The organism is Flavilitoribacter nigricans DSM 23189 = NBRC 102662, from assembly GCF_002646595.1.
In the GTDB taxonomy this organism is placed as follows: Bacteria; Bacteroidota; Bacteroidia; order Chitinophagales; family Saprospiraceae; genus Flavilitoribacter; species Flavilitoribacter nigricans.
The window spans coordinates 76,938-92,554 of the sequence record NZ_PDUD01000004.1 but is presented as its reverse complement, the minus strand read 5'-3'; the positions used below and the strand labels follow the sequence as shown (position 1 = coordinate 92,554).

Here is a 15,617-nt window from a genome sequence, read left to right as displayed (position 1 = left end):
TCACCTCTCATAAATGCACTTACCCTATAGGGCCTGATCCGGTGATCACCGGTCCTCCAGCGCAAAAGCCAGATAGTAATCTCCCGCAGCGGTGCCGTTCTTCCCTCCGCCTCCGGCGGCGATCACGACGTATTGTTTACCGTCGATCGCATAGGTACTGGGGGTGGCGTATCCGCCCGCCGGCAACTGGTATTCCCAGAGCAGGTCTCCGTTCTCCGAGTCGAAAGCGCGGAACATTTCATCCTGGGTAGCTCCGATAAAGAGCAGGCCGCCGGCCGTAACGATACAGCCCCCGAGGTTTTGGGTACCCGTTGCCGGTATCCCCTTTTCCCGCAGGGCGGGGTATTCTCCGAGTACTTTCCGCCAGCGCCGCTTCCCGGTATTGAGATCGATCGCCGACAGCGTTCCCCAGGGCGGACGGATACCCGGATAGCCGTCCTGATCGAGGAACTGCCGGTAGCCGTTGATCAGATAGCGGGGTGCGGTCCCGGAGGCAGCCTGAACACCGGCAGTATCGGTAACTTGCGGTGGATCGAGCAAAAATGCGGTAATGGCAGCCAGCTCTTCCTCCGAGAACTGGGCAAAGCCCGGCATACTCCCTTTACCCGTCCGGATGAGTTGCATTACTTCTGCCGCCGGGTATTTTTCCTTTAGCCCGAGTAGGGACGGATAGATCGGCGGAGCGCCCTGCCGTTCCAGACCGTGGCAGGTTGAGCAGTTATTCTGGAACAATTGCCGGCCGCGAGCCATGGGCGTCTTTGTATCTTCAGATGCGGCAGTCTGCTCCACGGCTTTCAATTGCAGGATATTCGGTATCTCATTGGCATTGATGTAGAGGATCCCCCGGTGTGGATCCACTGCGGCACCACTCCATTCGGCGCCGCCACGGGTACCCGGCATGGACACCGTGCCCTCCAGGCTCGGCGGCGTAAAAATGGTGCCACCCCGCATGCTGCGGAACTGTTCCCGCACAAATTCCTCCGACTCGGGCGTAATGTTACTGAGATCGGCCTCAGTGATCCCCTGTCGGGTAAAAGGCTCCGGCAGGCTTGGGAAAGGCTGGGTGGGCCAGGCAATTTCTCCCGGCACGGTCGAGATAGGCAACGGACGCTCCTCTACGGGAAATACCGGTTGGCCCGTTTCGCGATCCAGTACAAAAATATGGCCCATTTTTGTTGGTTGCACAACTACCTCCCGTTCGATCCCCTCGTGGCGAATGGTCAGGAGGTTCGGCGCACAGGGAAGATCGTAATCCCAGATATCGTGATGTACCGTCTGGTAATGCCACTGTCGCTCGCCCGTGCGGGCATCCAGAGCCAGTACACAATTGGCAAAGAGGTTAGCGCCCAGCCGGTTGCCGCCGTAAAAATCAAAGGCCGCCGATCCGGTTGCCACGAAAACCCACCCTCTTTTTTCGTCCAGGCTCAGTCCGCCCCAGGCATTGGCGCCGCCGTATTGCTCCCCCTCCTCCCACTGCCAGGTATCGTAGCCCAGTTGTCCGGGCTGCGGGATCGTATGAAAGGTCCATTGCCATTCACCCGTACGCACGTCGTAGGCCCGCACGTGACCGGGTGAAGCACCGTAGCCCTCCCCTACCGCCGACCCGAGAATGATCAGATCACCGAATACCACGCCCGGACTGGTTACGGTCAGACTGACCGCTTCCGGTTCCATTTCCAGATGATAGCGGAGATCGATCCGCCCCGAATCACCGAACGATGGAATAAGTTGCCCCCCTACTGCATCCAGCGCGTAGAGAAAATGACCGGAAGTGAACAGAATGCGATCGTCCGCTTTTCCGGCCCAATGCGTGAGCCCCCGATTTACACCACTGTGGAGATTATGTTTAGTCGCAGGATCAAAAACCCAGTGTTCCGTTCCCGTGGCCGCATCCAGCGCAAACACCTTCAGGTCCGGACTGGTACCGTACAGACGACCGTTCACAACAATGGGATTACACTCTATCGTCGATTTCGATCCGGCACCTCCGGTGCGGTAGGTCCAGGCCGGTTGCAAGCTTTTTACATTGCCGGAGTTGATCTGGTCGTGGCCCGAGAACTGGCTGCTCGTCGGATCGCCCCGGTAAGTTGACCATTCCATGAAAGCTCCGGCAGCTATGGATTCTCCGGCATCCGGGCGGCAGCCGGCGAGCAGGCAGCAGATCCCCAGTAGTAAACAGCAGCTTTTATCCATTATTACTCTTCGTTTGACAAATGAAAGATCTGGGGACCTATTTTTTGCAAGCCCAGCCATAATAACAATTGAAAACTAAAGGTTTACGCCCCCAATCCGGCCAGCTTACAGCTAATTCCTGACTCCCACCAACCATCGACCCTCAACCCTCAACCCTCAACCACCGACCGTCGACCCTCAACCGTCGACCCTCGACCGTCAACCATCGACCGTCAACCCTCCAAAAAGACGCAAAGTCCCCCCAAACAACCTACTGTTCCCCATCGGAACTTGGAAAAGTAACCGGAAATCTTATATTATCAACACTCAATTTTTACAAAAACGATACATAAATGGTTGAAGCAAGAAAGTATCGCGTTTTTACCTTGCGTAATTTCGCGAAAGTCCCACAGGTGCAACAGTACCTGACGCCCGAACAATTGCACGACATTGAGGTAGTTGGTAACGTTTTGCCCTTCAAAGTCAATAACTACGTGATTGACGAACTGATCGACTGGACCAACATCCCCCATGATCCGATCTTTCAATTGACTTTTCCCCAGAGAGAGATGTTATCCGCAGCCCACTACCGGGAAATGGAAAAAGCCCTGTCCCAGGACCTGAGTAAAGCCGAACTGAAACTGGTGGCCAATAAGATCCGCTACGAGCTCAACCCTCACCCCGACGGTCAGCAACACAATGTCCCGATGCTGGACGATACCAAACTAACCGGTATCCAGCACAAGTACCGCGAAACCGTTCTGTTCTTCCCGAGTAACAGCCAGACCTGCCACGCCTACTGTACGTTCTGTTTCCGGTGGCCGCAGTTTGTCGGCATCGACGAACTGAAATTTGCCATGAAGGAAACGGACCTGCTGGTGGAATACCTCCGGCGGCACCCGGAAGTAACGGATGTGCTCTTCACCGGCGGTGACCCGATGGTGATGTCGGCGAAAAAAATGCGGGCCTACATCGAGCCCCTGCTTGAGGCCGATCTGCCCAATCTGCGCACCATTCGTATCGGGACTAAATCCCTGGCCTACTGGCCGTATAAATTCCTGACGGATAAAGATGCGGATGAAATGATCGCCCTGTTTGAGGAGATCACGGAGCGGGGTTACCACCTTGCTTTTATGGCTCACTTCAACAATCCGGTCGAGCTAAAGACCGAAGCGGTGCGGCAGGCCATCAAACGCATCATCGCAACCGGAGCGCAGATCCGGACCCAGTCACCCGTGATGAAACACATCAACGACCGGCCGGCCGACTGGAAAGAGATGTGGCTGGAACAGGTCAAACTGGGCTGCATCCCCTACTATATGTTCGTGGCCAGGGATACCGGCGCTCAGGACTATTTTGCAGTAGAACTGGAACGGATCTGGGATATCTACCACAAGGCCTACCAACAGGTGAGCGGTATCGCCCGGACGGTGCGGGGACCCAGTATGTCCACCAATCCCGGCAAGGTCCAGATACTCGGCATCAATGAGATCAACAATAAGAAGGTCTTCACCCTGCGGTTCATCCAGGGCCGGCAACCCAGTTGGGTCAACAAACCCTTCTTCGCCAAATTCGATCCCGACGCCATCTGGCTGGATGATCTCGAACCGGCATTTGCTCCGGAGTTTTTCTACGAGCAATCCTCGGCACTGAAGAATATCTCTCTGAATTAGGCAGGGATGAGGAGTTGGGAAATGATCGCTTGCTCTCCGATGGTTTTGTTGTTCCCGGTACTATACCGTCCGAAAGGAACGTTTTCCCAGCTCCTAAATTTCCTGAATTGTAGCGGCCAGATGCCCCGGCATTGGCGAGCAATAGCCGACTCCCGTTACCGGGTCCTTTTTTTCCGATTTTTCGGTACCTCCATGTCCAATCGCCGGCCGAAGCCGGTCGGGTTTCACATCCGATAAGCACTCCAAAAGCAGAAGGACACCGAAGCAGGCAATCCTAAAAAAATTTTGTTCATTCCCCGAATGTCCCTATTTTAACCGCTTAAATACATCCTTCAGCCAATAATTTTATGCAACCCGAGGATAAGCATAGCGACCTGGAATTATGGGCTCAACTGAAAAAGGGCGATGAACGGGCACTGTCCCGCTTGTTCACGCACTACGTGGAGCATCTCTATAGCTATGGTTTCATGCTGTGCCGGGACCGGGAATTGGTGGAAGACCTCATTCAGGATATCTTTTTACACCTCTGGCGCAGGAGACGGAAACTGGCAGATGTAAAGAATGTCGAATCCTACCTGATGATCACTCTGCGCAATCGTATTCACGATGTTTTTCGCTCCCAAAGCCGGCTCCGTACGCTCCGCGCGGAACAATCCGTAAGCTCGGAACAGGAAATATCGGTAGAGGAAAAATGGCTGGAGTCCGAGCAAAAGGACCTTAAAAAAGCGGCCGCTCATCGCGCCCTCAATGACCTTCCGGACCGAATGCGGCAGGCGGTCTATCTCCGCTACTTCGAAGGATTCGAATATGCGGACATTGCCGAGATCATGAACATCCGCCCCCAGGTAGCCGTCAATATGGTCTTTCGGGCCACCCAGAAATTACGCAGCAACTATAAGCGTTATTCCGGCTGGTTCTTCTGGCTGCTGATCTTCACTGCTTTGGGCTAAACGCCCTACCCTTCCGATCGCTCTTCTCCGCAACATCTGGTTTTGCCGGCTCCATCCGAGGCATAAGTTTCCACCGATTGACGCTCCGTTTTCCGGACCGGACCGAAAATTTCAAAAAAAAAATTTGGTGCCCAGGGTTATGAAGTGTTTCTTCCATCGTCCTTATAACGAAAAGCGGTAATTCGCGCCGTTTTGCCGATTAACCAACTGTATGAATAATAAGAATTACGCCGATTTCATCATTGATCAACTGGTAGAGGATCCGGATTTTCAGCGATGGGTATTAGATCCCACCACCGAAGACCTCCTCTTCTGGCAGGAGTTCCTGGTGGAAGCGCCCGGTCAACTGGAGAAAATTACCGAGGCACGGCGAATGGTGCTCGAAAGGCACGGCCGGTCCGGCGAAGCGGAACTTCCCACCGATCGGAAAAGCGCCATGCACCGCCGGCTGGTACAAAATGTCCGGCAGGAGCGATCCCGGAAACGGCGGCGCGTGCTATCGCTGTCCGCGGCGGCCAGTGTGCTGCTGCTGATCCTGGCCGGTCTGTATTTCTGGCAATCCGGGCTACCGACCGACGATAATCAACTGTTGGTGATCACCACGCCTTACGGCCAGACGGAAAAGGCCGAACTGCCGGATGGTTCGGTAGTGATCCTGAATGCCAATTCCAGGCTTTCCTACTACGAGCACTGGGAGACCGGAGCGGACCGGGAGGTCTGGCTCGAAGGGGAAGCCCATTTCACGGTGGAACCCAAACCGGCTACCGGCGCGAAATTTCTCGTCAACACCTCTGATCTCAGCGTCAAAGTGCTGGGAACGGTATTCAATGTGTACGCCCGCAGCCAGGGCACCCGGGTGACGCTCGAAGAAGGAAAGGTAACCCTCGAACTGAAGGAAGTTCCCGAGGATCGTTCAATCGTGGAAATGCAGCCGGGAGATCAGGTCCGGTTCTCCGCCCGAACCCAGGAATTTTCGGATGAGGAGGTGGATGCTACCGCGAAGAACTCCTGGAAAGACGGCATCATCATTTTCGACGGGATCACCCTCGGCGAACTGGGAGGGATCATCACCGAAACCTTCGGCATGGAGGTCACTTTCAAAGACGAGCAAAGAAGCCGGCAAACCATCACGGGTGCCGGTCCGGCGGATGATCTCGATCTCCTGATCCAGAACGTGGAAAAAGCCCTCAAGATCAACATCATCCAGCAGGATAGTCTTTTAATATTCAATTGATAATTTCAGCATATGCAATTCCGATGATGGTACCAACAGAATAAACACGAATAACAAACGACCCGACCGCACTACCTAAAAACCTGGTACTGTATGGGTTAATCCGATTGAAATTATTCCCTCATTTCATGAATGGCTCATGGAATAGGCAGGAGGTCTATGCCTTCTGGCAACCATTGATTTACACCACTAAACGATCAACAATGAGAAGATCCTTAACCACTCTGGCTATTTTGATCTGGTTATTTCCCTGCGGAAATATCGGAAATCTCAAAGCTCAGGGGATGGCTTTTCTGGGCAACGAAGGCATGCTGATCTCCACCAGTTCGCACCAGAACGATCGGGTGCAAAAGATCGATCTGGAGGAGGCACTCAAGATCATCGAGCAACGCTATAAGGTCTATTTCACCTACCCGGACGAGCTGATCAAGAACAAAACCGTTTCGCTGCGGCTCAAAGCCGGGGAAACGCTAGATCAGCTCCTGTCCCCGCTCCTCCGGCCCCACGGCCTGCAGCACGAAAAGGTGCGCGGCAAATTCTACGTGATCACCTCCAGAACGAATACCGGCAGTTCTAATGCTGACCGCCCCGTTACTTCCGGTACAAGCGGGACCGAATTCCCGCGCAGTACTTCCAGTCGCCCCCACTTTACCCCTGTCCCTCAACTAGCGTCTCCCCGCAGCCGACACCTCAAGATCTTCCAGTTTCCGCTCAGCGGGCAGATCCTGGACGAATCGGGTGATCCCCTCATCGGCGTGAATGTACTCGTCAAAGGTTCCGGTCAGGGCACCGTTACCGATATTGAAGGCCGGTTCGCGCTGGACCTGCAGGACGGGAACGCGACCCTGGTCGTATCCTATGTCGACTTTCAGTCGGTAGAAGTACCCGTCAATAATCGTTCGGAAATAAGCATAACCCTGGTAGAAAACGCCGCTGCCCTGGAGGAGGTAGTGGTGATCGGTTTCGGCACCAAACAGCGTAAAGATGTTACCGAAGCCATCTCCTCAGTCTCCGGTGAGGAACTCAATCAGTTGCCGGTCACCTCCTTCGAGCAGGCTCTGGGCGGGTACGCGGCCGGCGTCCAGGTGATCTCCGGTTCGGGTATTCCCGGTGCCGGCGCCACCATCCGGGTGCGCGGAGTGGGTTCGCTCAACAATTCCGAACCGCTCTACGTGATTGACGGCATCATCATCGGCAATGTAGCCGGTGGGGGACAATCCTCCATCAGTCCGCTGGCCCTGATCAACCCTAATGATATCGAAAGTATCGATATTTTGAAAGACGCTTCGGCCACCGCCATCTACGGTGCCCGTGCCGGGAACGGGGTGGTCATCATCACGACCAAACGCGGAAAGCAGGGTCAGATGTCCATCAATTTCGATACCTATACCTCATTCAGCGTACTGGACCGGAGCAATTTCGATATGATGAGCGGCCCGCAGTGGGCGCAGTACCTGACGGAAGCTTATGCCTCCGCCGGACAGACCGACTATCCGGGTAAGCCCTTCCTGGACAAGGTACTGGCCGGGAACGGACCGCAGGAATACAACTGGTTCGACTACGCCTATCGAGACGGCCGCATCAACAGTTATAACCTGTCATTGAACGCGGGCACCGCCAAGTCGCGTTACTACGTATCGGCCAACTATTTTGATCAGGAAGGTATCCTGCCCAATTCCAATCTGAAACGAGGTACGGTTCGGCTAAACAGCGATCATAAAGTGAGCAATCGCCTTTCGTTCGGGAATACTCTGGCCGTTTCCCGCAGTGAAGCCCAGACAGTCGGTAACGTCAACGCCAATTCCAACCTTAAGAACTGGATCGGCCGTCTGCTCATCCAAAACCCCTACAAACCGATCTTTGATCCAACCGACGGGGACTACGCCGGACTGAGCGCCCAGGATCCGGATGCCGAAGCCCAGCTTGATTTTTCCAATACCCACACCATCTGGGTACTGGAGAACCAGTACGAGCAGGATGTACGCAACCGCATCTGGGGATCGCTGTATGCCGATTACGAAATATTCAACGGGCTGACCTTTCATACCATGGGATCGGTCGACTGGAGTTTCAATGACTCCGAGGATCGCCATCCCTCCAATACCATCGACGGCGCTCAGGCCAACGACAATACGAATAACCGCTTTAATTTGAGGCACGGAGAATTCCGGACCTGGTTTATGGAAAACACCCTCACCTACGCCAAACGGATCAACCAGCATGATTTCAGCATCATGGGCGGCTACCAGGCGCAGAATAACCTGAACAAGGGCTTCAGTGCCAATGGCGGCGGTTTCGTCAATACGGACTACTGGTTTTTCAACCGGCCGCAACTGACTTCCGAGATCGTCGACGGCAACGGTAATGTGGTGGCAACCATACCCCTGGTGACCCCGGGCGTGGGCAATTACCAGAACGAATCGGCATTCGTTTCCTTTTTGGGCCGCGCCATTTACAATTACGACGATCGCTATCTGCTCACCTTGACGGTCCGGCGCGACGGCTCCTCCCGTTTCGGCCCGGATAAGCGCTGGGGTACCTTCCCGGCCGTTTCCGCCGGATGGCGCATCCACCAGGAACCCTTCATGCAGTCGGGCAGCAGCAAGATCTCCAATCTGAAACTGCGCGCCGGCTACGGTATCAGCGGCAGTGACAATACCGGCCTCTACCAGTGGAACTCACAGGTGGGTTCCGGTGATAACCTCAATTATGTATTCAACGGCGGCCGGGTACCCGGCGCTACACTCACCCGCCTGGCCAATCAGTTTCTCGGCTGGGAGGAGATCGAGATGTATAATTTCGGGCTGGATCTCGGTTTATTCGAAGGCCGCCTGGAAGTGACCATCGATTATTTTGACAAGACCACCAAAGGCATGCTGCTCCAATTCGCTCCGTCTCTCGAAGTAGGTTCCCAGAGTGATCCTACCGGCAACCTGGGCGAAGTGGACAACAGCGGTATCGAAGTAGCGATCAGTTCCGTCAACGTAGCCCGCAGCAATTTCACCTGGCGGACGGATTTCAATATTTCCGCCGTGCGTAATGAGATCGTTCGACTGCCCGAAAATGCGGATCGCTTCAATGGCAACAATATTTCCCGCGTAGGAGAAGAGATCGGAGCCCTCTACGGTTTTCAGGTAAACGGTCTTTTCCAGAACTGGACCGAGGTCTACAGCCACGCTTACCAAAACCAATCCGTGGAATCTTTCGGCGATGACGGACTGCCCATCTACACGGGCAATACCGACCAGGCCACGATCAATAACAACACGGCTCCCGGTGACCAGCGTTTTGTGGATCAGAACGGGGACGGTATCATCGATGCCGATAACGACCGGGTGATCATCGGCAGCACCATTCCCGATTTCACCTGGGGATTGAATAATTACTTCCGCCTCGGCGGATTCAATCTGGCGGTGTCAATCCAGGGTGTACACGGTGTGGATGTCTTCAACGGGCTGCGTGCCGGCCAGGAGGGATCCATCGCCAGTTGGAGCAACAAGCGCACCACCATCCTGAATCGCTGGACGGGAGAGGGCACCTCCAACTCCATCCCGCGCTCCGCCCTGACCAATCCGAACGGCAATGGCGGTGCTTCCGATTTTGCGGTGGAAGACGGTTCTTTCATCCGCCTGCGGAACATCCGGCTTTCCTATAATTTCCCGGCACAGGTACTGCGCAACATCGGCTGGCAAAAAGGGGGCATTGAGCTGTACGGTAGTGCCACCAACCTGCTTACGCTTACCCAATACACCGGTTTTGATCCGGAGATCGGCCTGCGGGTAGCCGGTAACCCCGAAACCGCAGGTAGCGACAGCGGCGCCTATCCGCTGAGCCGCCAATTTACCCTCGGACTGAAACTATCCTTTTAAGCATTATTAAAATCCTTCACACCATGAAAAAGATAATCGCCCTGTTTTTACTAAGTGCCTCCCTCTTCTGGGGCTGCACCGAAATGTTGGATCAAACCGATCCGACCGGGCCGACCGGCGAAGATTTTTTCGCCACTGAAGATGATCTGCGCCAGGCGGTAGTCGCCGCCTATTCCGGGCTGAGTACGCCCGGATCCTACCACTACGATGGCGCGGTGGGCTTTGAGCAGTTTTCCGATAACATTTACAACGGTTCTACCAGTACCGACGGCCGCTACGGCGACTGGAGTAATTTCAATTACGATCCCAGAAGCGGTAATATCCTCACCGTGTACCAGTCCTTTTATCGGATGATCAATATGAGCAACCAGGTGATCGCCCGGGGCCCCGAGGCGGAAGTCAGTCGGGCCGTACTGGATCAGGCCATCGCCGAGGTCACTTTCCTGCGCGGTTTCGCGCATTTCATGCTGACCCAGATCTGGGGTGATGTGCCCATCGTAACGGAACTGCCGGCCGACCCATCCGGTTTTTCCCCGGCACCCGCCACGGCCGCCGAGGTATACGAACAGGTCATTGCCGATCTGCAGTTTGCCGAAGCCGGCCTCGCCGCCAATCCGGCCGAAGGCGGACGGGTGACCAGTTGGACGGCAAAAGCCATGTTGGCTAAAGTTTACCTGTTCGGAGCGGACGAACTGGGCCGGTCGGAATGGTACGGACTGGCCGAATCCAAAGCGGCGGAAGTGATCAACGGCGGTCCCTACGGACTGTTCAACGAGTTGCCGAGCCCGAAAGGAAACCTGGAATCCATTTTTCAGACCTACAACAAATACGGCAAGGAACACATTTTCAGCATCAACCACTTCAACAGCGGTGGCAACTGGAGTGACGGAGATGTGGGCGGCCAGTTCCCCATGGCCATGAATCCCCGCCAGGAACGCAGCAGCAACAATATGTGGGGATTTGGCTGGGCCTATATCTACGAAGGCATCGACGATATCTGGGAGGATACCGATGCCCGGAAAGATTTTAATATCTGGTTTCAGGGAGAACCGATTATTGTCAACGGCGACACGACCAGTTACTACAATCAAAACAACCAGAACCGCTGCTGCCACCGGTCGAACGGCATGGGTTACCAAAAATTCTGGTACCAGGAAAAAACCAAAAATGTGAACGGGATCTCTACCCTCGATTTCCCCGAGCTCCGGTACGCCGAACTCCTGCTCATCCACGCGGAGGCCGATCTGCTCGCCGACGGTTCGCTGAGTGCCGCCGGCCTCAGTTCACTGAATGCCGTCCGGGCCCGCGCCGGTTTGCCGGAACTCAGCGCCGGCGAAGTGACCATTGAGTTGATCCTCGAAGAAAGACGCTGGGAACTCTTCGGAGAGAGTAAAAGATGGTTCGATTTTGTGCGCAAGCGCAATAGCATGCCGAACCTGTTCAGTACGGCCTTTGCCGGTATACTCGCCGGCGATACGGACGGGGATGATAACGATATCGCCGCTTTTAATCCGGATCGTCACTGGAAACTCCCCTACCCCCAGGTGGCCGTGGATCGCAACGATCAGCTGACCCAGAAACCGGCCTGGTCGGGAGGATAGAGCAGTGGCTGGAAATTTTGGCCGGTTGACCATACCCTTAATCTCCGAAAAAGCATAATCAGTTTATCAATGTCTTCTTTTCGGGCAATAGATCGCTCGGAGTATTATTAATTTTTTCACACGACGGCTACTGCTCCCGGAGCGGAGCCGTCGTGTCTCTCGCCTCCATGCTGCTACTCTTTGCGGCAGGCCTACCGTACAGGACAGTTCCGGGAAGGAAAACCTTTACTTTTCAAATGATTTTAGTTGCTACCGGCGACCGGTCAACCCGGGGTCGAAGCAATATCAAACCAACAAACATCCAGTAATGTCCTTAAAATACGGTTTCCTTTCCGGCCTGGCCCTGCTGCTGGGACTGAACGGTTTGTGGGCCCAGCATAGCAGTCTCACCAACCTGGCCCTGCATCGCCCCGCCTTCGCCTCCAATGAAAGTGGATTTGAAACGCCCGCCAATCGTATTACCGACGGTAACGACACTAGCCTCTGGGGAGCCGGGGTACGCCCGGCCTGGATCTACGTGGACCTCGGCCGCACGCTATCCTTTACAGAGGTCATCATTCAGTGGCACCAGACCGCCTTCCCGGAAAACTATCTGGTGGAGGCTTCCGACGACTGCCTGGTCTGGGAATCTCTGTACCGGGTTTTCGGAAACGACGGTACTCCCGATACCATCGGCTTTAACGCCCGGCGGGCCCGCTACCTGCGGGTACTGGCGGACGGACCCGGCCTGAAAACCGGCACGGCTATTTATGAGCTGCAGATATTGGGGCCACCGGTGGATGACTGCACCCGGCCGCTCCGGGGGATCACCCTGCTAAACCCCATCCGGAACGCCCTCAATCCCGGAGATACCTACCAGCTCCGGGCCGCACTCCAGCCGGTCGACTATTGCGATCAGAGTCTGCGCTGGAGTTCCTCGGATCCCAATGTGGCCACGGTGGATGAATCCGGCCGGGTTACCGCCCTGGCTCCGGGAAGCAGCCGGCTCACAGTTGAAAGTTTCGATGGCACCTTTTCGGATACCTGCCGGCTGGAAGTCGCCAACGATCACATAAAAGTCTGGCAGCTCAGCGGCGACTACGGGATCATCCAGGCTGAAAACGCCCAGATCGCCCAATACGGGGATCGGAGCTGGACCATCTTCCGGGATGCTCCGGGTTTCAGCGGCACCGGTTACGCCCGTTTCCAGGGGCCGTCTATGTGGCCGGAACCCCGCAGCGCTTACGACGATATACCCAATCACCGGAAACTGACTTTTTACGTTCAGATCCCCGACAGCAGTGTCTATTACTATTCCATCTATACCTATCACGAAAAGTTCGACGGTGATAACGACTACTGGCGCAGCATCAACTGGGATTTCTGGCGCAAAACGGGCAACAACCTGGAAAAACAATGGAGCTGGGCCGGCGGCCCCTGCGGTTGGTACCGTATCGAAGGGCCGGGACCGCACAGCATTGAAATTGCCGGCCGCTCCAACGGCATGGGCATTGACCGCATTGCGTTTTACCGCCCGGAGGTATCGCCCGAACCCGACTCCTGCCGGGGCGACCTGCAGGACTTCCGCTGGGCGCAGGATACCCGGGAAATGAGCAGCACCTTCGTTTCCGACAAGGTAGCACCCGGAACACCGAGACTTAATCCGGAGGACAGTGAGATCACCGATTCTCAGATCCGCGTGCGCTGGCGCGGAGTACGCGACGACATACGGCTGGCCGGATACCTGGTCTACCTGAACGATCAACTGATCCAACGATTACCCGCAGCGGAAACGAACTACCGTTTCGTAGGCCTGGACCCCGGCCAGGATTATACCGTAGCGGTAGAAGCCGTAGACTGGGTGGGAAACCGCAGCCGCAGTGAAGCGATCACACTCCGCACGCCGGCTGCGAACGCGCCCGATACTTTTGCGCTGTTGCTCGACCTGGTCGACGAACTGGCTGCCCGGGAAAGTCGCCCGTTATTCCGGCACCATTTCGAATCGATCGCCCGGATTAGTCGCGATACGGCTCACGGTTTCGGGGTCTCCGAAGCGGACCGGGAAGCGGCCGCAGCCGTTTTTCGTTTCCTCCAGGATGAGGGTGCGCAGTGGGAAACCTACGCCGCGGGGCCGCGCCCCCTGATGATGGCCTTTCCATCGCCTTCGGACGGTCTGGACAGTTACTACTGGTTGTTTCTTCCCCGCGACTTTGATCCCAACCGCAAGGATTATCCGCTCTATTTCGAACTGCACGGCAGCGGGGGCGGCCGCAATAACAATCCCCGAAAGATGCTTTACCAACCGCTCCAACCCCAGATCAAAGGTGTGCCCAGCCAGGGATACCGCAAGGAAGGGATCTACGTTTTGCCTTGGGGTCGGGGAGATCGCGGTTACCGCGATCAGGCCGAAACCGACATTTTCGAGGTCCTGGCCGATGTGGATCGGCGTTTTCCCACCGATCCGGCCCGACAGTATCTCTACGGCTTTTCGATGGGTGGAGCCGGCACTTTCCGCATTGCCCAAAAGTCCCTGGACCGCTGGGCGGCCATCGGGGTCTACTCCGGCGCCATGCGCAATCCTACGCTGGAAGAGGCAAAACTTTTTCAGGAGATACCAGTCTGGATGACCTGGGGTGAAGAGGAAACCCGTCTGACCGAAGTCAACCGGAAATTGAAGGATCTCTTCGAAACGGCCGGCGTGGAGCTGAAATGGACGGAAGTGAAAGGCGTCGGCCACCGCTATCTCGGGGAATATCAGGAGGACCTCATGGAATGGCTAAAGGAACACCGAAAAGATAATTGACTGAAGAAACTGTCTTAAAAATATATACTGGTTCACGAAGCGCGAAAATTTTCAAAACAACTTACGTATGCACCCACTTTTCAGAATTTTGCTGTTCATCCTGATCCCCTCCCTGGCTTTCGCCCAGGAAACCCGACCGGAGTACAATACCGGAAGCGGATTCTTTGTAAAAGACGGAAAGATCTACGATTCGGGCGGAAACGAATTTATTCCCATGGGCTACAATGCCGCCGCTTTCTGGGCCGGCAATGAGGATTGCAAAAAGACCAATATGAGCGTCCACATTCCCAACAGCGGCGCCAATGCGGTGCGGATCATTTCCCAGACGGCGGGGGCTTTCGGCTGGAACGCCAACCCGGCCGCCCAACGCAATCTCGTAGACCGGGCCGTAAAAGCCAAAATGATCCCGATGCTCGAAATGCACAACGCCACCTGCGATGAGCCGCAATTTGAAAATATTGTCAACTACTGGACCAGCGAAGAGATGGTAAAACTTTGCCAGGATTACGAGGAGTACCTCTGGGTCAATGTAGCTAATGAACATAATTTCTCCGACTTCGAAGCCTGGCGCGACGGCTACAAGGAGGTGATCACGAAATTCCGGGAAGCGGGGATCAAAAATCCCATCGTGATCGACGCCGGTCGAAACTGCGGCCAAAACCCGGAAATGTTCAGCACCTACGGCGCCGAAGTTCTGGAGAGCGATCCGGAGCGGAATGTCATCTTCTCCATCCACATGTACGGCTTCTGGCGAACCGAAGATAAAACCTTCACCGACTGGACGCCGCCCTTTCAGGTAGAAACTCAACTGCCGGCTCTGAAAGCCGCCGGGCTACCGATAATGGTGGGAGAATTCGGCTGGGATGATCCGGAAGGTTATGCGGGGAATTACACCGCTGCAACCATTGTCTCTACCTGTGCGGAACAGGGCATCGGCTGGTTTTTCTGGTCCTTCTACGACGGCACCGATAAGCCCTACTATTCCGTGATCAAAAACGTATGCGGCGGCATCGTGGAGAGTAACCTGACGCCGGCCGGGCAATATATCCTACCCTACCTACAGGCCAACGCCAGTGCGGCGGCCATATTCGGGACGGTACCTACGGATGAAGTCATTGCCGGACCATCCCTGCAGATCTATCCCAATCCTTCGGACAGTACTTTCATTATCCGGGGCCTATCCGGTCCCAGCCGGGTACGGATCGCCGATGCCGGCGGAGCCCTGGTCCGAACGGTATTTCTCCGGGATAATATTCTGAACCTGCAGGATCTGCCGGCCGGAGTATATTTTTTACAGATAGAGCATACTGTATATAAGGTGATCAAAAAGTAAACT

Annotated in this window: 8 protein-coding genes; 7 read left to right on the top strand and 1 reads right to left on the bottom strand. The window is 55.3% G+C overall.

Translation table 11 applies throughout. The annotated features are described in order from the left end of the window. Positions 1-45 precede the first annotated feature (45 nt). Entirely contained in the window at positions 46-2,193 is a 2,148-nt protein-coding gene (locus CRP01_RS03825) for an outer membrane protein assembly factor BamB family protein (protein ID WP_099148680.1), read from the bottom strand. 332 nt (positions 2,194-2,525) lie between these two features. On the opposite strand from CRP01_RS03825, the gene CRP01_RS03820 reads away from it, so the two are divergent. The 7 genes from CRP01_RS03820 to CRP01_RS03790 all read left to right on the top strand — a co-directional run bounded on the left by CRP01_RS03820 (position 2,526) and on the right by CRP01_RS03790 (position 15,614). Continuing rightward, positions 2,526-3,845, top strand: coding sequence for a KamA family radical SAM protein (locus tag CRP01_RS03820; protein ID WP_099148679.1), 1,320 nt, complete (start codon positions 2,526-2,528; stop codon positions 3,843-3,845). Positions 3,846-4,192: 347 nt separating this feature from the next. Then, positions 4,193-4,795, top strand: a complete 603-nt coding sequence (locus tag CRP01_RS03815; protein ID WP_099148678.1) for an RNA polymerase sigma factor — start codon at positions 4,193-4,195, stop codon at positions 4,793-4,795. Between the two features lie 211 nt (positions 4,796-5,006). Continuing rightward, entirely contained in the window at positions 5,007-6,029 is a 1,023-nt protein-coding gene (locus tag CRP01_RS03810; protein WP_099148677.1) for a FecR family protein, read from the top strand. Positions 6,030-6,232: 203 nt separating this feature from the next. Next, entirely contained in the window at positions 6,233-9,898 is a 3,666-nt protein-coding gene (locus CRP01_RS03805; protein WP_170110206.1) for a SusC/RagA family TonB-linked outer membrane protein, read from the top strand. Positions 9,899-9,921: 23 nt separating this feature from the next. Beyond that, positions 9,922-11,499, top strand: a complete 1,578-nt coding sequence (locus CRP01_RS03800) for a RagB/SusD family nutrient uptake outer membrane protein (RefSeq protein ID WP_099148675.1) — start codon at positions 9,922-9,924, stop codon at positions 11,497-11,499. A 307-nt stretch (positions 11,500-11,806) separates the two neighbouring features. Continuing rightward, on the top strand, positions 11,807-14,281 hold the full coding sequence (locus CRP01_RS03795) for a discoidin domain-containing protein (RefSeq protein ID WP_099148674.1): 2,475 nt from the start codon (positions 11,807-11,809) through the stop codon (positions 14,279-14,281). 67 nt (positions 14,282-14,348) lie between these two features. Next, a complete protein-coding gene (locus tag CRP01_RS03790) occupies positions 14,349-15,614 on the top strand; it encodes a cellulase family glycosylhydrolase (protein ID WP_099148673.1) in 1,266 nt (421 codons plus the stop codon). Positions 15,615-15,617 lie beyond the last annotated feature (3 nt).